The sequence below is a fragment of the Aeromonas sp. R2-1 genome (assembly GCF_040908425.1).
Taxonomy (GTDB): domain Bacteria; phylum Pseudomonadota; class Gammaproteobacteria; order Enterobacterales; family Aeromonadaceae; genus Aeromonas; species Aeromonas caviae.
Genome location: NZ_JBFODR010000008.1, coordinates 1 through 20,688, shown reverse-complemented (window position 1 = coordinate 20,688; position 20,688 = coordinate 1). Strand labels below are relative to the sequence as shown.

At 62.8% G+C, this 20,688-nt stretch carries 19 protein-coding genes; 14 read left to right on the top strand and 5 right to left on the bottom strand.

What is annotated here, in order from left to right; all coding sequences use genetic code 11:
* Positions 1-164 precede the first annotated feature (164 nt).
* From pntA to AB5Y80_RS01595, 4 genes are all read left to right on the top strand, one after another.
* A complete protein-coding gene (gene pntA / locus AB5Y80_RS01610; protein ID WP_290434932.1) occupies positions 165-1,691 on the top strand; it encodes a Re/Si-specific NAD(P)(+) transhydrogenase subunit alpha in 1,527 nt (508 codons plus the stop codon).
* Positions 1,692-1,702: 11 nt separating this feature from the next.
* Positions 1,703-3,187, top strand: a complete 1,485-nt coding sequence (pntB, locus tag AB5Y80_RS01605; protein ID WP_010675995.1) for a Re/Si-specific NAD(P)(+) transhydrogenase subunit beta — start codon at positions 1,703-1,705, stop codon at positions 3,185-3,187.
* Between the two features lie 327 nt (positions 3,188-3,514).
* Positions 3,515-4,186 (top strand): transcriptional regulator, encoded by a 672-nt coding sequence (locus AB5Y80_RS01600; RefSeq protein ID WP_368172446.1) that lies wholly within the window; start codon positions 3,515-3,517, stop codon positions 4,184-4,186.
* Positions 4,187-4,212: 26 nt separating this feature from the next.
* Positions 4,213-5,520, top strand: a complete 1,308-nt coding sequence (locus AB5Y80_RS01595; protein ID WP_324018681.1) for an L-serine ammonia-lyase, iron-sulfur-dependent, subunit alpha — start codon at positions 4,213-4,215, stop codon at positions 5,518-5,520.
* A 72-nt stretch (positions 5,521-5,592) separates the two neighbouring features.
* Here the strand turns inward: AB5Y80_RS01595 and AB5Y80_RS01590 are convergent, their stop codons facing one another.
* Positions 5,593-6,348 (bottom strand): outer membrane protein assembly factor BamD, encoded by a 756-nt coding sequence (locus AB5Y80_RS01590; RefSeq protein WP_039039695.1) that lies wholly within the window; start codon positions 6,346-6,348, stop codon positions 5,593-5,595.
* A gap of 116 nt (positions 6,349-6,464) precedes the next feature.
* Between AB5Y80_RS01590 and rluD the strand changes: the two genes are divergently transcribed.
* The 4 genes from rluD (at position 6,465) to AB5Y80_RS01570 (ending at position 12,146) form a co-directional block, all read left to right on the top strand.
* Positions 6,465-7,445 carry a 23S rRNA pseudouridine(1911/1915/1917) synthase RluD gene (gene rluD, locus AB5Y80_RS01585; protein ID WP_042864780.1) on the top strand — a complete coding sequence of 327 codons (981 nt, stop codon included), beginning with the start codon at positions 6,465-6,467 and terminating at the stop codon, positions 7,443-7,445.
* Positions 7,446-7,698: 253 nt separating this feature from the next.
* On the top strand, positions 7,699-8,436 hold the full coding sequence (gene pgeF, locus AB5Y80_RS01580; RefSeq protein ID WP_042882772.1) for a peptidoglycan editing factor PgeF: 738 nt from the start codon (positions 7,699-7,701) through the stop codon (positions 8,434-8,436).
* A gap of 251 nt (positions 8,437-8,687) precedes the next feature.
* Entirely contained in the window at positions 8,688-11,261 is a 2,574-nt protein-coding gene (clpB, locus tag AB5Y80_RS01575; RefSeq protein ID WP_039039623.1) for an ATP-dependent chaperone ClpB, read from the top strand.
* 60 nt (positions 11,262-11,321) lie between these two features.
* Positions 11,322-12,146 (top strand): MBL fold metallo-hydrolase, encoded by an 825-nt coding sequence (locus tag AB5Y80_RS01570; protein WP_201901987.1) that lies wholly within the window; start codon positions 11,322-11,324, stop codon positions 12,144-12,146.
* Positions 12,147-12,374: 228 nt separating this feature from the next.
* Here the strand turns inward: AB5Y80_RS01570 and asnA are convergent, their stop codons facing one another.
* The gene (gene asnA / locus AB5Y80_RS01565) at positions 12,375-13,367 is read right to left on the bottom strand and encodes an aspartate--ammonia ligase (protein ID WP_368172445.1); all 993 of its coding nucleotides are present in this window, start codon (positions 13,365-13,367) and stop codon (positions 12,375-12,377) included.
* Between the two features lie 154 nt (positions 13,368-13,521).
* Here asnA and asnC point away from each other — a divergent pair, with 154 nt between their 5' ends.
* Positions 13,522-13,983, top strand: coding sequence for a transcriptional regulator AsnC (gene asnC, locus AB5Y80_RS01560; protein ID WP_010675986.1), 462 nt, complete (start codon positions 13,522-13,524; stop codon positions 13,981-13,983).
* Between the two features lie 101 nt (positions 13,984-14,084).
* Here asnC and AB5Y80_RS01555 read toward each other — a convergent pair whose 3' ends face one another.
* Entirely contained in the window at positions 14,085-14,849 is a 765-nt protein-coding gene (locus AB5Y80_RS01555) for a substrate-binding periplasmic protein (RefSeq protein ID WP_368172444.1), read from the bottom strand.
* A gap of 249 nt (positions 14,850-15,098) precedes the next feature.
* On the bottom strand, positions 15,099-15,503 hold the full coding sequence (locus AB5Y80_RS01550) for a CBS domain-containing protein (protein WP_039039619.1): 405 nt from the start codon (positions 15,501-15,503) through the stop codon (positions 15,099-15,101).
* 159 nt (positions 15,504-15,662) lie between these two features.
* On the opposite strand from AB5Y80_RS01550, the gene AB5Y80_RS01545 reads away from it, so the two are divergent.
* On the top strand, positions 15,663-16,367 hold the full coding sequence (locus AB5Y80_RS01545; RefSeq protein WP_039039618.1) for an SDR family oxidoreductase: 705 nt from the start codon (positions 15,663-15,665) through the stop codon (positions 16,365-16,367).
* A 58-nt stretch (positions 16,368-16,425) separates the two neighbouring features.
* Here AB5Y80_RS01545 and folK read toward each other — a convergent pair whose 3' ends face one another.
* Positions 16,426-16,971 carry a 2-amino-4-hydroxy-6-hydroxymethyldihydropteridine diphosphokinase gene (gene folK, locus AB5Y80_RS01540; RefSeq protein ID WP_042014359.1) on the bottom strand — a complete coding sequence of 182 codons (546 nt, stop codon included), beginning with the start codon at positions 16,969-16,971 and terminating at the stop codon, positions 16,426-16,428.
* A gap of 125 nt (positions 16,972-17,096) precedes the next feature.
* Between folK and AB5Y80_RS01535 the strand changes: the two genes are divergently transcribed.
* From AB5Y80_RS01535 to AB5Y80_RS01520, 4 genes are all read left to right on the top strand, one after another.
* The gene (locus AB5Y80_RS01535) at positions 17,097-17,189 is read left to right on the top strand and encodes a YnhF family membrane protein (protein ID WP_010675981.1); all 93 of its coding nucleotides are present in this window, start codon (positions 17,097-17,099) and stop codon (positions 17,187-17,189) included.
* A 102-nt stretch (positions 17,190-17,291) separates the two neighbouring features.
* Positions 17,292-18,704, top strand: a complete 1,413-nt coding sequence (locus AB5Y80_RS01530; RefSeq protein WP_042014357.1) for a sensor histidine kinase KdpD — start codon at positions 17,292-17,294, stop codon at positions 18,702-18,704.
* A 105-nt stretch (positions 18,705-18,809) separates the two neighbouring features.
* Positions 18,810-19,319, top strand: coding sequence for a hypothetical protein (locus AB5Y80_RS01525; protein ID WP_039039694.1), 510 nt, complete (start codon positions 18,810-18,812; stop codon positions 19,317-19,319).
* A 54-nt stretch (positions 19,320-19,373) separates the two neighbouring features.
* The gene (locus AB5Y80_RS01520; RefSeq protein WP_041214273.1) at positions 19,374-20,654 is read left to right on the top strand and encodes a sigma 54-interacting transcriptional regulator; all 1,281 of its coding nucleotides are present in this window, start codon (positions 19,374-19,376) and stop codon (positions 20,652-20,654) included.
* The last annotated feature ends 34 nt before the right edge of the window (positions 20,655-20,688 follow it).

The window sequence follows — 20,688 nt, the reverse complement described above, 5'->3', positions numbered from 1 at the left end:
CACCCTCGCGCCTGAAAAGCGGGGGCCTGACCGTGACAGGAGGTCGAGGTGAAGCCTGCTGATTTTCATAACAAAGGGCCCGTGACCTGCACTTTGATCATGCCTTGTCCCCTCAGACATGAGAGACTTGGCGATGATTGTTTATTAACCATCAGGGAATAGTCATGCAGATTGGAATACCGAGAGAGAGTCTCGCCGGTGAGACCCGGGTCGCAGCGACCCCGGCCACTGTCGAGCAGCTGAAAAAGCTCGGCTTCGAGGTTGCCATCGAGGCAGGTGCCGGCCTGCGAGCCAGCTTCGATGATGCCGCCTTCGAGGCTGCCGGTGCCAGCGTGGTACCGAACGTCTGGCAAGCCGACCTCATCTTCAAGGTCAACGCGCCGACCGAGGCCGAAATCGCACAAATTAAGGATGGTGCCACCCTGGTGAGCTTCATCTGGCCCGCCCAGAACCCCGAGCTGGTCAAGAAGCTTTCCGAGCGCAACATCAATGTGATGGCGATGGACATGGTGCCGCGGATCTCCCGTGCCCAGTCCCTCGACGCCCTCTCTTCCATGGCCAACATCGGTGGCTATCGCGCCGTCGTGGAAGCCGCGCACCAGTTCGGTCGCTTCTTTACCGGCCAGATCACCGCCGCCGGTAAAGTTCCGCCCGCCAAGGTGCTGGTCATCGGTGCCGGTGTGGCCGGTCTGGCCGCCATCGGGACCGCCGGTTCCCTCGGTGCCATCGTGCGTGCCTTCGATACCCGTCTGGAAGTGGCCGAGCAGATCGAGTCCATGGGTGGGGAATTCCTCAAGCTGGACTTCGGCGGCGAAGATGGCGCTTCCAGCGACGGTTACGCCAAGGTGATGAGCGAAGAGTTCATCAAGGCCGAGATGGAGCTGTTCGCCCAGCAGGCCAAGGAAGTGGACATCATCATCACTACCGCCCTGATCCCGGGCAAGCCGGCACCCAAGCTCATCACCAAGGAAATGGTGGACAGCATGAAGCCGGGCTCCGTCATCGTGGACATGGCGGCCCAGGCCGGCGGCAACTGCGAATACACGGTACCGGGTGAACTGCATGTCACCGACAACGGCGTCAAGGTGATCGGTTACACCGATCTGCCGGGCCGCCTGCCTGCCCAATCCTCCCAGCTCTACGGCACCAACCTGGTGAACCTGATGAAGCTGATGTGCAAGGAGAAGGACGGCAACGTCGCCATCGACTTCGAAGACGTGGTGCAGCGCAACATGACGGTGGTCCAGGCCGGTGAAGTGACCTTCCCGCCCCCCGCCATCTCCGTCTCTGCCGCCCCGCAGAAACCCGCTGCCGCCAAACCGGCCGCCAAGAAGGAAGAGGCCAAGCCCTCCAACAAGAAGTTCGTGTTCGGTGCCCTCGGCATCGCCGCCTTCGGTTGGGTGGCCGCCGTAGCGCCTGCCGCCTTCCTCTCCCACTTCACCGTCTTCATCCTGGCCTGCGTGGTCGGTTACTACGTGGTGTGGAACGTCTCTCACGCCCTGCACACGCCGCTGATGTCGGTCACCAATGCCATCTCCGGCATCATCGTGGTCGGTGCGCTGTTGCAGATTGGACAAGGGTCGACTCTGGTCACCGTGCTGGCCTTTGTCGCCGTGCTGATTGCCAGTATCAACATCTTCGGTGGCTTCACCGTCACTCAGCGCATGCTGAAGATGTTCCGTAAGGATTAAGGGGGTTTAACGTGTCTCAAGGACTGGTAACAGCATCCTATATCGTTGCCGCCGTGCTCTTCATCCTCAGTCTCGCGGGACTGTCGAAGCAAGAAACGGCCAAGCATGGCAACCTGTTCGGTATCGCGGGGATGGCCATCGCCCTGCTCGCCACCGTCTTCAACCCGGAAACCAGTGGCGTCCACTGGATCATCCTGGCCATGGCCATCGGTGGCGCCATCGGCGTGCGGCTGGCCCTCAAGGTCGAGATGACCGAGATGCCCGAGCTGGTGGCCGTGCTGCACAGCTTCGTGGGCATGGCAGCGGTGCTGGTGGGCTTCAACAGCTTCATCGATCTGCACCCCTCCGCCCCCGCTGAAGTGGTGGTCTCCGTCGGTTCCAACCTGGATGCGACCCTGGCAGCCGCCCGGGCGGCGTTCGAGCAGGCGGCAAGCGTCGCCCAGGTCGAGCACCTCTCCGGCGCCATGCTGAACATCCACCTGGTGGAAGTGTTCCTGGGCGTCTTCATCGGTGCCGTGACCTTCACCGGTTCCGTGGTGGCGTTCGGCAAGCTGCGTGGCCTCATCTCTTCCAAGCCGCTGATGCTGCCGCACCGCCACAAGCTGAACCTGCTGGCCGTGGTGGTCTCCATCGCACTGATGATCCACTTCGTCAACGCCGGTGGCTCCACCTTCGCCCTGCTGGTGATGACCCTGATCGCCTTCGCCTTCGGCTGGCACTTGGTCGCCTCCATCGGTGGTGCGGACATGCCGGTGGTGGTCTCCATGCTGAACTCCTACTCCGGTTGGGCAGCGGCGGCGGCGGGCTTCATGCTCTCCAATGACCTGCTGATCGTCACCGGTGCCCTGGTGGGTTCCTCCGGTGCCATCCTCTCCTACATCATGTGCAAGGCGATGAACCGCTCCTTCATCTCCGTGATCGCAGGAGGCTTTGGCTCCGACGGCGTGGCCTCCACCGCCGAGCAGGAGCTGGGCGAATACCGCGAGACCAACGCCGAAGACGTGGCCGACATGCTGAAGAACGCCAGCTCCGTCATCATCACCCCAGGCTACGGCATGGCGGTGGCGCAGGCCCAGTACCCGGTGGCCGAGATCACCCAGAAGCTGCGTGATCGCGGCGTCAAGGTGCGCTTCGGCATCCACCCGGTGGCCGGTCGTCTGCCTGGTCACATGAACGTGCTGCTGGCGGAAGCGAAAGTCCCCTATGACATCGTGCTGGAAATGGACGAGATCAACGATGACTTCGCCGACACCGACGTGGTGCTGGTGATCGGTGCCAACGACACCGTCAACCCGGCCGCCATGGAAGATCCGGGCAGCCCCATCGCCGGCATGCCGGTGCTGGAAGTGTGGAAGGCGCAGAACGTCATCGGCTTCAAGCGCTCCATGAACACTGGCTACGCCGGTGTCCAGAACCCGCTGTTCTTCAAGGAGAACACCCAGATGCTGTTTGGCGATGCCAAGGCCAGCGTCGAGGCCATCCTGAAGGCGCTGTAAGCGTTGACCGGATGAGACAAAAAGGGGGCTTCGGCCCCCTTTTTTTATGACCAGAGTGGATGACCGTGGCAGGGAACAGGCAGGCGGTGGTGCCTGCCTGTCCGGACTGACTGGCGAGCCCTGGCTCAATTAAAGTTGAGCAAAAGCACCAAAAAACCACCTTGAAGGCCTCTCATGAGGCCTTTTTGTCATTTTAGTCGTGATTTTGCTCACATTTTGTGGTGTTGTCTCACCAGTCGGGCATAATGCCCGCGCAAAAAGCGGATTTGCTCAATTTTATTTGAGTCCGCTTCGAATATCCTTACCCAACGTTGACCGGATGACCCCATGACCGAGGTAGCTCCCTTGCGCGACGCCAGCACACTGACCGATGAAGAGTGCCATCTGATTGCCAGCTTCGAGCCTGCGGTGGCGGCGCTGTCCGCCCTGTTTGGCCCGGGCTGCGAGGTGGTGCTGCACGCCTTTGACAGCCTGCACGCCTCCGTCATCAAGATTGCCAACGGCCACATCACCGGCCGCCAGGAGGGAGCGCCGGTCACCGATTTTGCGCTCGACAAGTTGCACAGTGCCGCCGGCAGCCAGTGGAGTAGTTATTTCTCCCGCACCCGGGAGGGCACCCTGCTGAAGTCCTCGTCAATCACCATCAGCAACCGCGAGGGCAAACCCATCGGTATGCTGTGCGTGAATTTCAGCCTGGACACGCCCCTTGGCAGCCTGCTCGACACCTTTGCCCCGCCCGCAGTGCCCCCTGCCCACGGCACCGAGACCTTCGCCAGCTCGGTGGATGATCTGGTGGCGCAGGTGATCGCCAAGGTGGACAGGGATCCCGGGCTGGGCAGCAACGTTCGCAACAAGGCGATCGTGCACCGGCTCTACGACATGGGCATCTTCGAGATCAAGGATGCCGCCCAACTGGTGGCCGAACTGCTCGGTATCTCCCGCCATACCGTTTACCTGCATATCCGCAATCACAAGGCGGAACTGGCCGAACAACAATGACGAGCCCGCACGCGGGCGCCATGAACATGAGACACATCGCAATGAACGCACAATGGACCGACTTTATTACCCTGCTCAAGCGTGAAGTGGTGCCGGCCCTCGGCTGCACCGAGCCCATGTCGGTCGCCCTGGCGGCGGCCAACTGCCGCAAGCTGCTGGGGCAGGTACCGACTCGCACCCGCGTCTGGGTCAGCGGCAATCTGTTCAAGAACGGCATGGGGGTCGGCGTGCCCGGCACCGGCATGATCGGCCTGCCGGTGGCCGCCGCCGTCGGCATCACCGGTGGCAACCCGGATGCCGGGCTGGAGGTGCTCAAGAGCCTCACGCCGGATCAGGTCGAGGCGGCCAAGGGGCTGCTGCCCACCATAGAGGTGGATGTGAAGGATGTGCCCGACGTGCTCTACGCCGAGGTGCTGGCCGAAGTGGAGGGGCACAGCGCCCGGGTGGTGATCTGTACCGACCACACCCGCATCGTGCTGACGGAGAAGGATGGCGAGGTGCTGATGGTGCAGGACAGCGCCCCCGGGGTGCAGATCCAGCCAGCCAAGGCCAACAAGCCCGCCATGACCCTGAAGGAGATCGTGGCCTTCGCCCTGGAGGTGCCGCTGGCCGAGATCGACTTCATCCGCGAGGCGGCCACCATGAACCAGGCGCTGGCGGACGAAGGGCTGCAGGGCTATGGCCTGCGCATCGGCAAGATCCTCACCGATCAGGTGGAGCGCAAGCTGCTTTCCGACGATCTGATGACCCTGGCCATGCGCCTGTCGTCTGCCGCCTCCGATGCGCGGATGGATGGCGCCATGCTGCCCGCCATGTCCAACTCCGGTTCCGGCAACCAGGGCATTGCCGCCACCATGCCGGTGGTCGCCGCCGCCCGCTTCCTCAAGGCCGATGACGAGCAGCTAGCCCGTGCCCTGGTGATGAGCCACCTGGTGGCCATCTACATCAAGGCCTACCAGAACAAGCTCTCCGCCCTGTGTGCCGCCAGTACCGCCGCCATGGGATCGGGGGCCGCCATCACCTGGCTGCTGGGAGGCCAGTTCGAGCAGATCAGCCACTGCATCAACAACATGATTGGGGATGTTTCCGGCATCATCTGCGACGGCGCCGGCAGCGCCTGCTCCATGAAGGTCTCCACCTCCACCTCGGCGGCGGTGAAATCCTCGCTGATGGCCATCAACAACCTGCGCGTGCCCCAGAGCGAGGGGATCGTCTCGGACGACGTGGACCAGACCATCGCCAACCTGGGCCGCCTCTCCAGGGAGGGGATGCTGGATACCGACATCGAGATCATCAACATCATGCGGGCCAAGCAGCAGGGTAAGCACCAGTGACCCCGGAGTGCCGCCGTCGGCCATAAAAAAACCGGAGCCAGTGGCTCCGGTTTTTCATTGTCCGTTCGCTACTCAGCCGCGACCGAGACGGTTGTCCGGGTAGTTCTTGGCCAGCACTTCTCGGGCATGCTGGGCCAGGGTCGGCATCTTCAGCGTGTCATAGGCGTTGACCATGATTTCCAGCGCCTTCTCGGTCTCCACCGTGTCGGGATAGGTCTCGACGATCAGCTTGGCGCGGTTGGCGGCGGCGATCAGGGCGTCACGCTTGACGTAGTACTCGGCTACCCCCAGGTCATAGCGGGCAAGACGGTTCTTCAGGCCGATCATGCGGGCACGGGCATCGGCTGCATAGCTGCTGTTGGGGTAATTCTGCAGCAGGGTCTTGAAGTCCTGGAAGGCCTGACGGGCGTAGGAGGGGTCCTTGTCATCCCGATTGATGCCGAGGAAATCCTGGAAGAAGTTGTAATCCGCCGCCATGTTGGTCAGGCCGCGCATATAGAAGACGTAATCGATGTTCTTGTGCGCCGGGTTCAGGCGGATGAAACGGTCGATGTTGGCGATCGCCTGGGCGGTATCATCCTGCTTGTAGTAGGCATAGATGAGATCGAGCTGAACCTGGTTGGAGTAGGCACCGAACGGGTAACGAGAGTCCAGCGCTTCCAGCAGTTCGATGGCATTGAGGTAGTTGCCGGTATCCAGTTTGATGCGGGCTTTCTGGTACAGAACTTCCGGCGGTTCGTCGGGAACCTTGGGTTTGGTGCTGGAACAGCCAGTGATCAGAGTAGCGACCAAGGCGAGCGACATCAGCAGGTGAGACTTCTTTCCCATCAACAACATCCGGTCCATTTCCACGAAATTGGCAAAGTATCCGTTATGCTTGGCTAAAAGAAAAGCTAGAATACCCGGATTATTTCGAATTGATACCCCCGCTCAAGAGACCATACATGAGCCAGCATATTGAACTGACAGGCGAATTTCAGGATCACCAATTCGGGCAACGACTCGACCAGGCCCTGGCCGAATTGTTTCCCGACTACTCCCGGACCCGCATCAAGGAGTGGATTTTACAGGACAGAGTGACCCTGGACGGTCAGGTTGCCAATACCCCGCGCGAGAAAGTGGTGGCCGGGCAGCAGGTACATGTGAATGTGGAACTGGCAGACGACACCCGCTGGGATGCCCAGAACATCGAGCTGAACATCGTTTATGAAGATGAACACATCCTGGTGATCGACAAGCCGGCCGGCCTGGTGGTTCACCCGGGCGCCGGTACGCCGGACGGCACCGTGCTCAACGCCCTGCTGCACCGCTACCCCGGCATCGCCGAGGTCCCCCGTGCCGGTATCGTGCACCGTCTGGACAAAGACACCACGGGGTTGATGGTGGTGGCCAAGACCATTCCCGCCCAGACCCACCTGGTGGAAGCCCTACAGGCACGCCAGATCACCCGTGAGTACGAGGCGATTGCCATCGGTCACATGACCGCCGGCGGCACCGTCGATGCTCCCATCGGTCGTCACCCGACCCAGCGTACCCACATGGCAGTGGTGCCCAACGGGCGCGAGTCCGTCACCCACTACCGGGTGCACGAGAAGTTCCGTGGTCACACCCGTCTGCGGTTGCGCCTGGAAACCGGCCGTACCCACCAGATCCGTGTCCACATGGCCCACATCAAGCATCCGCTGGTGGGGGATCCCGCCTACGGTGGCCGTCTGCGTCTGCTGCGCAACGCCACCCCCGAACTGACCGAGGCCCTGCGCGCTTTCCACCGTCAGGCGCTGCACGCCACCATGCTGAAGCTGGCGCACCCCATCACGGGTGAAGTGATGGAGTGGCACTCCCCCACGCCGCAGGACATGGTGGCGCTGATGGAAGTGCTGCGGGCTGATACTCTGGCCAATCCAGACGATTTAGTCTGGAATTGATGGGCTGATGGCTGTGCTGCACACCAAGATCACCCTGGCCAATCCAGACGATTTAGTCTGGAATTGATGAGCTGATGGAAGTGCTGCATACCAAGATCACCCTGGCCAATCCGGACGATCTGGTCTGGAACTGATCCCGGGGGCGGCCTTGCGACGATTCCTGCCGTAACCTGCCCTCCATGATCTGATGCGGGGCCCCTTGACTGGTTGCAGCCAAGGGGCCCCGTTTTCATATGAACGAAAGGAGCCACAGATGAACTGGATCGCACCCGACTGGCCCGCACCGGGCAATGTCAGGGCTCTCTCGACCACCCGGGACGGCGGCATCAGCGAAGGGGTCTTTGCTGGTCTGAACCTCGGGGCCCATGTGGGCGATGCACCGGCCAGGGTCGAGGCCAACCGCGCCCGACTGCAACAGGTGGCGGGGATCCCCGGCACTCTCAACTGGCTCAACCAGGTACATGGCATCGCCGTCCATCCGGTGAGCGACCGTTATGAGCGCGCACCGGATGCCGATGCCGCCTGTGCGCATGAGACGGGGCAGGCCTGCATCGTGATGACTGCCGACTGCCTGCCGGTGCTGTTCTGCGATCGGGCAGGCACCGTAGTGGCGGCGGCCCATGCCGGTTGGCGCGGACTGCAGGGGGGCGTATTGGAGGCAAGCATCGCCGCCATGGGCTGCGAGCCTGGCGAGATCCTGGCCTGGCTGGGCCCGGCCATCGGTCCCGCCGCGTTCGAAGTGGGTGGCGAAGTGCGTGAGGCCTTCATGACGGAGCAGGCGGAAGCGGCGACTGCATTCGTGCCATCCCTCAACGAAGGGAAATGGCTGGCGGATATCTACCAGCTGGCCCGACTGCGCCTCGCCCGCGCCGGTGTCACCGCCATCTATGGCGGCGAATACTGCACTTTCAGCGACAGCGAGCGCTTCTACTCCTATCGCCGCGACGGGCAGACGGGTCGCATGGCCTCCCTTGTGTGGCTGGAAAAATAGCCGAAGAGGCGCTCGCGAGTGGCCGCAAGCGCCTCTTTACTCCCTGGTGATGGCCCTTTGGCGGCCATGTCTTGCTGCCGAGCAGGCTCAGGGCAGCAGGCTGCCATTGGGAGGTCGTTTTCCCTCGGTCATTGCTATTGAGGAAAAAATAAACAGCCACCCCTTGAAATTGCCCTTCAAGACCACATCTTCCTTGTCAGAAAGCGATGTTGTTGCCGCGCATGCGGCGTCTGTCTTGAAGGGGGAGTGCAATGCGCCTCGATCGCCTGACCAGCAAATTCCAGATTGCCATTTCCGATGCCCAGTCTCTTGCACTGGGTCGTGACCACCAATTCATCGAACCCGTCCATCTGATGAGCGCCTTGCTCAATCAGGACGGCGGATCCATTCGTCCGCTGCTCACCTTGACCGGGCTCGACATCAATACCCTGCGCTCGCGCCTCGGCGAGGAGCTGGATCGCCTGCCCCGCGTCAGCGGGGTGGAAGGGGACGTACAGCTCTCCAACGGCCTCGGCCGCCTGCTCAACGTCTGCGACAAGCTGGCCCAGCAGCGCAAGGATCAGTTCATCTCGTCCGAGCTGTTCGTGCTGGCGGCCCTGGACGAGAAGGGGACGCTGGGCGAGCTGCTGCGTGCCCAGGGGCTGACCAAGGAAAAACTCGAGGCAGCCATCGACAAGGTCCGTGGCGGCAAGAAGGTGGAGGATGCCAACGCCGAGGAGAATCGCCAGGCGCTGGAGAAGTACACCATCGATCTCACCGAGCGGGCCGAACTCGGCAAGCTCGACCCGGTGATCGGCCGGGATGACGAAATTCGCCGCACCATCCAGGTGCTGCAACGCCGCACCAAGAACAACCCGGTGCTGATCGGTGCCCCCGGCGTCGGCAAGACCGCCATCGTCGAGGGTCTGGCCCAGCGCATCATCAATGGCGAAGTGCCGGAAGGGCTCAAGAACAAGCGGGTGCTGTCGCTCGACATGGGGGCCCTGGTGGCCGGAGCCAAGTATCGTGGCGAGTTCGAGGAGCGGCTCAAGGCGGTTCTGAACGATCTGGCCAAGGAGGAGGGCAGCGTCATCCTCTTCGTGGACGAGCTGCACACCATGGTCGGCGCCGGCAAGGGCGAGGGTGCCATGGATGCGGGCAACATGCTCAAGCCCGCCCTGGCCCGCGGCGAGCTGCACTGCGTCGGGGCCACCACCCTCGATGAGTACAGGCAGTACGTGGAGAAGGATGCCGCGCTGGAGCGCCGTTTCCAGAAGGTGCTGGTGGAGGAGCCCTCGGTGGAGGACACCATCGCCATCCTGCGTGGCCTGAAGGAGCGCTACGAGCTGCACCACCATGTGCAGATCACCGACCCCGCCATCGTCGCGGCGGCCCAGCTCTCCCACCGCTACATCGCGGATCGCCAGCTGCCTGACAAGGCCATCGACCTTATCGACGAGGCGGCGGCCAGCATCCGGCTCCAGATCGACTCCAAGCCGGAATCCCTGGACCGGCTCGAACGGCGCATCATCCAGCTCAAGCTGGAGCAGCAGGCGCTGATGAAGGAGGACGATGACGCCAGCCGCAAGCGCCTCGATCTGCTCAATCAGGAGCTGACGGAAAAAGAGCGGGAATACAACGAGCTGGAAGAGGTGTGGAAGGCCGAGAAGGCTGCCCTCGCCGGGACCCAGCACATCAAGGCGGCGCTGGAGCAGGCCCGTCAGGATCTCGAGGTGGCGCGCCGCGCAGGGGACTTGGGCCGCATGTCCGAGTTGCAGTACGGCCGCATCCCCGAGCTGGAGAAACAGCTGGATCTCGCCACCCAGGCCGAGATGCAGGAGACCAGCCTGCTGCGCAACCGGGTCACCGACGTGGAGATCGCGGATGTGCTGGCGCGCTGGACCGGCATTCCGGTGGCCCGCATGCTGGAAGGGGAACGGGAGAAGCTGCTGCGGATGGAGGATCAGCTGCACAGCCGGGTGATCGGCCAGGAAGAGGCGGTGGACGCCGTCTCCAACGCCATTCGCCGCTCTCGTGCCGGGCTGTCCGACCCGAACCGCCCCATCGGCTCCTTCCTCTTCCTCGGCCCCACCGGGGTGGGCAAGACCGAGCTGTGCAAGGCGCTGGCGGAGTTCCTGTTCGATACCCAGGACGCCATGGTGCGGATCGATATGTCCGAGTTCATGGAGAAACACAGCGTGGCCCGTCTGGTGGGGGCGCCTCCGGGATACGTGGGTTATGAAGAAGGCGGTTATCTGACCGAGGCGGTGCGTCGTCGCCCCTACTCGGTGATCCTGCTGGACGAGGTGGAGAAGGCGCATCCCGATGTCTTCAACATCCTGTTGCAGGTGCTGGACGATGGCCGCCTGACCGACGGTCAGGGGCGTACCGTGGACTTCCGCAACACGGTCGTCATCATGACCTCCAACCTCGGGTCGGATCTCATCCAGGAGCACCACTCCGAGAAGGATTACGACGAGATGAAGGCCATGCTGATGGAGGTGCTGACCCGCAGCTTCCGGCCGGAATTCATCAACCGGATCGACGAGACCGTGGTGTTCCACCCGCTCGGTGAGGAGCACATCAAGTCCATCGCCCGCATCCAGCTCAAGAGCCTGATGAGCCGTCTGGAGTCCCAGGGCTTCGAGGTGGAGGTGAGCGAGGAGCTGCTGACCAAGCTGGTTCATGCCGGGTTCGATCCCGTCTACGGGGCGCGTCCCCTCAAGCGGGCGATCCAGCAGAAGGTGGAGAACCCGCTGGCCCAGGCCCTGCTCAGCGGCCGGGTCATCCCGGGCAAGACACTGCGGCTGGGGGCCGACAGCAACGGCCTCACCATGACCCAGTAATGGGATTGTCGATGAAAAACGCAGGCCTCGTGCCTGCGTTTTGTTTTCTGAGGGATTGAGATGCTGAAGTTTTCCGTGCTGGTGGATGACGACGTTCATCTGCCTGGCTGTCTGCCCGAGCGAGGGCTGGCGCTGCTGCTGGAGTGTGACGGCCTCAGGGTGCTGTTCGACAGCGGCCGTGGCCGGGCGCTGTGCCACAACGCCGCCGTGATGGGGATCGATCTCGCCTCTCTCACCCATGTGGTGCTCTCTCACGGTCATTACGACCATGTGGGCGGGGTCGGCTCGCTGCCCGCCTATCCAAGACCCATCCCGCTCATCGCCTGTCCGGACGTGTTCTGCGAGCGGGGCTACTTCCTGTCGCTGCCCTTCTGGCGGCGCAACCTCTATCGCCTGTCGGGGGCGCTGGCTCGGGAGTCGCTGTCGGCCAGAGGCTTGCTTCCCCACTGCTCGTCCGAGCCGATGTGGCTCTCGGATCGTCTGGTGTTCCTCGGCAGCATTGTGCGGCGCGACCGGGCTGCGCCTTCGCTGCTCGGCTACATAGTGCGGGGTGGGCGGGTGGAGAAAGACCTCATCAGCGACGACTCGGCGCTGGCCTACAAGAGCGAGCAGGGGCTCATCGTCTTTATCGGCTGCGGTCACGCCGGGGTCGAGAACATCATCGAGTGGGCCAAGGAGGTGTGTGGCGACGAGCGGATCCACGCCGTCATCGGCGGCCTGCACCTGAAGTTTTCCGGCCCAGAGCGGGCGGTGGCGCTCGGAGCCTATCTGCAGGAAGAGGCGGTGGAGCGGTTGTTTGCCTGCCACTGCACCGGCAGCAGAAAGGCGGGGCTGCCGCGCCAGCACCAGATCGGGGCGGGTTTTGAGCACAGTTTTTCGGCGTAAAAAAAACGGCAATCCGAAGATTGCCGGGAGGAATGTATTCGATGCGATCTGACGTGGGTTGAGCGGATCGCAGGGGCAAGCCCCAGGGTCGGCAGGCACAGTCAGCGACCATGCCCGCCTTACAGTCAGCCGGGATACGCTCTCCACCCCGGCTGACCAGCTTCTCTATCGCGTCTGTCCCGCGCCGTGTTGCCGCGATAGGAGGACAGATGCAATCAAATCAATTCGTTACAGCATGCCTGGGATGGCAGCCTTCATTTCAGATGGCCAGACGCCGACCTGGACCTGACCAATGTGCTCCTTTTGCAGCAGCAGCATGGCGAGGCGGGATTGGCCGATGCCACCACCGATGGTTTGCGGCATGCGTGCTGCCAGCAGATCCTGATGCCAGTCGTATTGCAGGCGATCCTCGTCCCCGGTGATGGCGAGCTGGCGGCGCAGGGCCTCTGCGTCCACCCGGATCCCCATGGAGGAGATCTCGAAGCTGTCTTCCAGCACCGGGTTCCACACCAGGATGTCACCGTTCAGACCCGCCAGCCCGAGCTCGCTCTCGCTGCTCCAGTCGTCGTAGTCCGGGGCACGGACGTCGTGGCGTTCGCCGTGGGAGAGGGCGCCACCGATGCCGATGAGGAAGACCGCCCCCAGCTCTTTGGCGATGGCGCGCTCGCGTCCCTTGGCATCGAGGTCCGGGTAGCGGGTCAGCAGCTCTTCACTGTGCAGGAACTGAATATCCGCCGGCAGGAAGGGGGTCAGGTCGTGCTCGGCACAGACCGCGCGCTCGGTGGCCTTGATGGCGGCCCAGATGCCGCGCACCGTCTCCTGCAGATAGGCCAGATCCCGGCGCTCGCCCGGCATCACCTTCTCCCAGTCCCACTGGTCGACGTAGACGGAGTGAATGGGGCTGAGACGTTCCTCGTCCGGACGCAGTGCCTTCATGTGGGTGTAGATGCCTTCACCCGGGCCGAAACCGAAGCGACCCAGAGTCTGGCGCTTCCACTTGGCCAGGGAGTGGACCACTTCATAGCTGTGCTCCGGCAGGGTTTTCACCTTGACCTGCACTGCATGCTCGTAGCCGGAGAGGTTGTCCTGGGTGCCGTCACCGACCCGGCTCAGAATGGGGGCTTGTACCTCCATCAGGCCGAGTTGCAGTGCGAGTTGGCGGGAGAACATCTCTTTGACGAAGCTGATCTGCTGTTGGCTGCGGATGTAGTGCTGTTTCATGCTGAATTACCTGTCGTGAATCCGTTGAATGCGGTGATTCTTCAACAGAACGCCAACTAAATTCAATATTCGATAATTGAAATAGGCTTTGTGTGTTTTTTTCTTCAAAATAAGCCATCAATTAATGATGAATCATTAAAAGGAGCGCAAAAAAGTGTCAGAAAATTATCGGATCGATAATCTCGATCAGGCCATCCTTACCGCCCTGATGGAGAATGCGCGCCTGCCTTACGCCGAACTGGCCAAACAACTGCTGGTGAGCCCGGGCACCATCCACGTGCGGGTAGAGAAGATGAAGCAGGCGGGCATCATCGAGGGAACGCGGGTGCAGGTGAACCCCAAGAAGCTGGGCTACGACGTCTGCTGCTTCATCGGGATCAACCTCAAGAGCGCCAAGGATTACCCGTCGGCCCTGGCCAAACTGCAGGCGCTGGACGAGGTGGTGGAGGCCTACTACACCACGGGCCACTACAGCATCTTCATGAAGGTGATGACCCGCTCCATCGACGAGTTGCAGACGGTACTGATCCACAAGATCCAGACCATCGACGAGATCCAGTCCACCGAGACGCTGATTTCGCTGCAAAACCCGATCCTGCGGGATGTGAAGCCCTGAGTCGGGTGGTCTGAGGGGGGCGTAGAGATCCCTCTCCCGTGCGAGACCCTGTTCGCGCAGCAGAATGCGACCCTGTGGGCTATGACACCCTGACCGGTGGATCAGGGTTCGATATAGGGGATGCCGTATTTGTCGTAGAGGGCCTTGAGCCGGCCGTCCCGCTTCATGTGCAGCAGTTCGGCATCATAGGCGGCCATCAGGGCCGGGGTGTCGGCATCGGCCCGGGAGCGGGTCCAGACATTGAAGTAGGGGCTGGTCTTGAGGGGTTTTGGCAGGTAGTCGAGCTTGCCTTTCAGTCCCTCCTCTCTTATCTGGGTGAAGGCGGTGACCAGGGACATGGGCACCACGTCGATGCGACCGGCGATGAGTTTGCGCAGTTGCAGCTGGTTGATGGGGATCTCCTGGAAGTGATAGCTCGGGTCTGTCATGGCTGCCGCGAGCTCGGGGGTATAGGAGAAATCCCGGGTGACACCGATGCGCCAGGGTTTGAGATCCGTCAGATGGTCATAATGGATCCGGCCTGCGGACTCCTTGCGTATGAAGAAGTGCCAGCTATGGAGCATATGGGCCTGTTTGGGGTAGAGCAGATAGGCCTCCCGCTCCGGTTTGTAGGAGTGGGTCAGCAGCAGATCATAGAAGCCGCTTTCGGCATTGCGGGTGAGCCTGGCCCCCGAATCGATGAGCTCAATCCTGATGGGAGTATGGAGCGTGCCGAAGATGGCGGTGACGAGATCAACATCCAGCCCGCGAGGGTGTCCCTGTGCATCCAGCCACTTGAGAGGGGGCTCCAGGATGCCACCAATGACCAGCTCCCTGGCTGACAGCCAGCAGGGCAGCAGCAAGCAGAATACGAGCAAGCGTCGCACGTTACATCTCCTGAGCACTCGGGACGGGGTCGCATCCGGCAGGGACTGTGACCGGCACCTATCTAACTAGAGACGACCACGGATGGCAAACCCTGAAATGGGGAGGGGACAAACGAACGGTGCCGGTGGGAGGGGGGCGGCGCTGCCTCGACAGGCCGCCCCGTGGCAGAGTCGGGCGGGATGGACCAGCCACTCGCCGGCTGTGGGCGGGAGGGTGGTCGGCATGAAACGTGTGCGAGGTGGCCTGCCTCAGGTTGCCTGACACTGTTTCATCTGGGTGTTGAGGGCCTGCATCACCTGACGACGGCTGATGATGCCCGTTACCTTGCCTCCCTCCATTACCGGATAGACCTTGGGTCTGGCCCCGGCCATCTGGCGGGCGAGATCCACGATGTTGTCATCGGGAGAGACGAACAGCGGGGCCCGGCTCATCAGATCTTCGACCAGAGTACGGGTGTCGCAGTGATAGCTGCCCGTGAGCAGGGCGGGAATGCAATCCTGCTCGGAGAGAAATCCGACGAGGTGCTGATGGTCATCCAGTACCGGCAGGCCCCCCAGGTTTGCCCGATGGAGTCTGTCCAGCGCCTCGGCCAGACCGAGGCCGGGGTGCAGTGAGTGGGTCAATGGCTGCATATGATCGCGAATTTGTAGCATGATGGTGGCTCTATGGGGGTCGATGGGGCCACTATGCCCGGTGGCCGTGACAGGGGGCCAATGGGTTTTGCCTCGGACATCGATAGGTCATGGCCGATGAATGGGCCCTCCGTGCGATCCTGCATGGATCGGGGAGGGCGACAACCACAAGGAGAGGGTATGCGTGCATTGGTAACGGGCTGTGGCCGTCGCCTGGGATTCTATCTGTGCGAGCAGCTGGTGGCCGCTGGCTGGCAGGTGACGGGCAGCTATCGCAGCGAACGGCCCGAGCTGGATCGTCTGCGAGACGTGGGCGTCGAGCTGGTACAGGCGGACTTCACCCGGGAAGAGGAGGTAGGCGCCGTGGTGACGGCGCTGGCGGCCCATGAGGATCTTGCCCTGATCATCCACAATGCCTCCGCCTTCGAGCCCCAGGCGGCGGATCCTGCGGTGCAGCTGGCCCAGTTTGATCAGTTCTACCGGGTACACATGGCGGCTCCCTTCCAGCTCAACCGGGCGCTGGCCCCCGCCCTTGCCCGCCAGCCCAACGGGGGCATCATCCACATCACCGATATCTACATCCATGCCCCGGCGCCCCAGTTTGCCGCCTACGTGGCCACCAAGGCGGGAGCCCATTCCCTGGCCATGAGCTTTGCCCGCGAACTGGCACCCGCCGTGCGGGTCAACACCATAGAGCCTGGCCCCATCCTGTTTCTCGACGAGCACGGGGATGACTGGCGCCAGCAGGTGCTGGCGAAGACGCCGCTGGCGCGGGAAGGGGGTCTGGAGCCCATCTGGCAGGCGGTACAGATGCTGATGAAGAACGACTACATGACCGGGGCCAGCATCCGGGTGGACGGGGGGCGCGCCCTCGCCGTCATCTAGGGCAAGGCGGGCCGCCATGACATGAGGCGCCTTTGGGTGCCTCATGTGTGTGAACGGCTCAAGGGTGCCGGATGGCGGCGTGCCGGGAAGGGGGGCCGGGGTGGCCGTTGCCGGGAAGCAGGGCCTCGTCTTGCTGGCAGAGATGGATGGGGGCCTGGCCGATGCGCTGCTTCGCAAACACCTTGCTGCCCGGCAGGCCGAGGGTCACCTTGCCGGAGTCCACACTGCCGCCCTGATACATCTCCGCCAGCAGATCCCCCAGGTAGGCATCCACCCCGGCCTCGGCGAAGTCATCCCGTTCGCCGCAGGCCAGTATGTCGATGTCCAGTGGCCTGTCCGCCACCTTGCACAGGGGGTGGCTGCGATCCCGGCCATGAGCCAGCTCCATGGTGACAAACTCGGCCTTGAGCTGGACGGGGGAGAGGTCGCTCTGGACGACGAACAGGCAGTTGAGGAAGTCGTGGCGTGAATGCATGCCCACGGGCTTGGTCTGGATGACGGAACTCAGGTGAAGGCGACCAAAGCGGGCCAGCAATTCGGCGACGGCCTGACTGACGTGCAGGGAGGGGTCGAGATTGGATCCAATGCTACAGAGGTAAAACATGCTTTCCATTCCTTGGGTTGGGCTCGTCTGAAATATATACGCAGCTCACGGTTATGGGATTCACTATGAATTAACATGTCGTTATCTGTTGTGATCCAACGCTGATTGGCAGAAAGGAGGTTTGCATGAGCGTAGAAATGAAATGGGCACTGTTGGCCGCGTCAGGGGCCCTTGCCATGATCATTGTCATCTGTGTGGCGTCCGTCGGCCTGGCGTGAATCCGGCCTCGGTGAGCAATCAAACCGGCTTTATGGCCGGTTTTGCTTTTTGGGGCAGTGCGGATATGCTGGCTCCCCCATGACGAATCGAGACCGCAGAAGATGACCAAGGTTCGGCCCCGCTCCCTGCTCCAGGTAGTACTGATGGGCTTCGTGCTGGTGCTGATGCCCCTGGGGGGCATGATCTGGCACGACAGTCAGGCTCTCTCCCACCTGGGCCAGCTCACCAGCGACGAGATGGAACGTGCGGTGCGGGACACTCGCCGGGCGACGCTGCTATCCACCCAGGCCATCGATCTGGAGCGCGCCCTGCGCCGCTATGCGGTCCTGGGTGATGACCGCATCCTGGCCAGTTATCGGCAGCAGCTGGTGCGCTACCGGGAACTGCTCGCGACCCATCAGGACTCCATTCCGGATGCCGAGGTCTACGGAGATCTCGAGGCGACGCTGGTCTGGCTCGACGGCCTGCAGGATCTGCGCAAGGCCAGGCAGGAGGCGACCAGCCCCCGTTTCACCGACTTCAACGAACTGAACCAGCAACTGGAAGTGGTCACCCGCAGCCAGGTGGATGATCACGTGACCCGCATGCGGGGCGCCATCGTGGAGCTGAAACAGCAGATCTGGTGGGTCAGCGGCTTCGTGGTCGGGCTCAGCCTGCTACTGGTGTTGCTCTTTACCTACCTCATCATCCACCCGGTACGTCAGATTGAGTCGCGGATCCTGAGTCTGGGCGCAGGCGTCGAGCCGGATCAGCGCCCGGTGGATGGCCCGGCCGAACTGGTGCTGCTGGGGGAGCGGATCAGCTGGCTGCACGACAAGCTCAAGGAGCTGGAACAGCAGAAATACCAGTTCCTGCGCCACGTATCCCACGAGCTGAAAACCCCCCTTGCCGTGCTGCGGGAGGGGGCTGATCTGCTCTCGGAGCAGCTGGTGGGGCCCCTCAACGGGGATCAGCAGGAGATCTGCCAGATGCTGGAGGAGAACAGCCGCCGTCTGCAGACCCTGATCGAGCGGCTGCTCGACTTCAATCGCCTCAGCCAGCAGGAGGTGTTCACCCTGTCCGAGGTGCCCCTGGCGCCCTTGTTGTCAGACTTGTCCGAAGAGTACCGGCTCGCGCTGGAATCCAAGCAAATCAGTGTACACTTGCCGCCCGAGCCCATCAGCCTGCGGGCAGAGCCCTACCGCCTGCGACTCATCCTCGACAATCTATTTTCCAACGCGGTCAGCTATGGCGCCAGGGGCGGACAGATCTGGATCCGCGCCGGGGCGGGGGCGGGCGGCGGCTGGCTGGAGGTGGCCAACGAAGGGCCTGTCATCCCGCCAGACGAGCGGGAGCGCATCTTCGAGCCCTTCGAACAGGGCAGCATAGTGCGTCAGGGATTGCTGAAAGGCTCCGGCATGGGCCTCTCCATTGCCCGGGAGTCTGCCATGAGCCTGGGCGGCGAGCTCAGGCTGATCGAGGATGCCCAGGCGGATGTCTGTTTCCGGCTGGATTTGAACGTGCGTCCGAGCTGACGGGCGTGGCGGCGACCCCGCAGGTGCGGGTGGCGCCTTGACACCGAATATTGAGAGGAGCGGGCAGGTGCCTGTTCCCCACCAGGATCTGAAGTGACATTCAAGATGAAACGATTTGTGATTCCCGTATTGATGATAGGCCTGCTCGCTGGCTGTTCCCTGCTGCCTTCTACCAGCCTCACCGAGCCTTCCCAGGAGGCGATCGCCAGGCGGATGGAGTTTGCCAACAAGGAGATGCAGGTGCGCCTGCAATACTCGGACTGGCTGCTGGCCAGCCATCCCCAGCAGCGGATGCAGGAGCGCCAGCGACTGGCCGGCGCCACCGACCTCGAGAGCCGGGTCAGCCTGGCCATGGTCAACACCCACCCGTCCGAATCGGTGGCCAGCCGCCGGGCCGGGCTGGATCAGCTGAAGGCTCTGTTGCCGGAGCTCGGTCTCGATGCCCAGGCCTTCCTGCGCAGCTGGATCGCCCTCGGGGAGGAGCTGCTGGTGCGAGACAGCCGCCGCGACGATCAGAGTCAGGAGGTGAAGCGTCTGCGCCAGCAGATAGAGCAGCTCTCTGCCATCGACGAGCAGCTCAACCAGCGTAAGCTCAATGGGGGAGGTCAGCCATGACAGCTCCGGACCGCGCCGTAATGACCGCGTTTTTCGCCAAGAGGGGGTGAGAGCATGAGCCGTATTCTGCTGGTGGACGATGATGCCAGCCTGCTCAAGCTGATGAGCATGCGCCTGCGCAGCCAGGGTTACGAGGTGGATACCGCCGACAGCGCCGAAGGAGCGCTGGACAGGCTGCGCCAGCAACGGGCCGACCTGGTGCTGAGCGATCTGCGCATGGGGGGCATGGACGGGCTGGCGCTGTTCGAGCGGATTCAGTCCCAGTGGCTCGGCATGCCGGTGATCATCATGACCGCCCACGGCACCATTCCCGACGCCATTCAGGCGACCCGCTCCGGGGTGTTCAGCTTCCTCACCAAGCCCATCGACAAGGACGAGCTGCTGGTCACCATAGAACATGCTCTCAGCCTGACCCGTCCGAAGCAGCAGCAGGAGTGGCAGTCCCTCATCCAGACCCGCAACCCGCAGATGGAGCAGTTGCTGATCCAGGCGAGCAGCATCGCCACCATGGACGTGCCCGTGCTGATCCTGGGCCCCTCCGGCGCCGGCAAGGGGGTGATGACCCAGGCGCTGCACCAGGCCAGCCACCGCCGCGACAAGCCGCTGCATACCATCAACTGTGCGGCTCTGCCCTGGCCCGTGCTGGACTTGCAGCTGTTTGGCGAGGATGGCCAGTCCGGCCTGTTTGCCGAGGCCAAAGGCGGCACCCTCTTCCTCGACGAGATAGGGGATCTGTCGGAGTCACTCCAGGCCAAGTTGCTCCAGGTGCTGGCGGAGTATGGTCAGGGCACCCCCGAGGTGCGGGTCATCAGCTCCAGCCATCAGGATCTGGTGACCGCCATGGAAGAGGGGCGTTTTCGCGAGGATCTCTTCTACCGCCTCAACGTGGCCAACATCACCCTGCCGCCGCTGAGCGCCCGTAGCGAGGATATCCCCCTGCTGGCCCGTCAGGCGCTGGACGATTACCGCAACCGTCACCCCGATTGTGCCGCCCTCGGCTTCTCGCCGGAGGCGCTGGCCCTGCTGGCCGCGGCGGCCTGGCCGGGCAACGTGCGCCAGCTCTGCGGAGTGGTGGAGCAGCTCGCCAGCCTCTGCTGCAGCCCGGTGATAGGCGCGGCCATGGTGGAGTCGGCCCTGAGTGGCGGCGGTGGCGGCATTCCCTCGTTCAACGAGGCGCGGGCCGAGTTCGAGAAGGAGTACCTGATCCGGCTGCTGCGCACCACGGAAGGCAATGTGACCCTGGCGGCCAACATGGCGGGGAGAAACCGCACCGACTTCTACAAGCTGCTGAATCGGCACGGCATCGAGGCGGCCAACTTCAAGTCGAAGGGATAGAAGGGATAAATGACAGAGGGGCGGCCCGTCGATG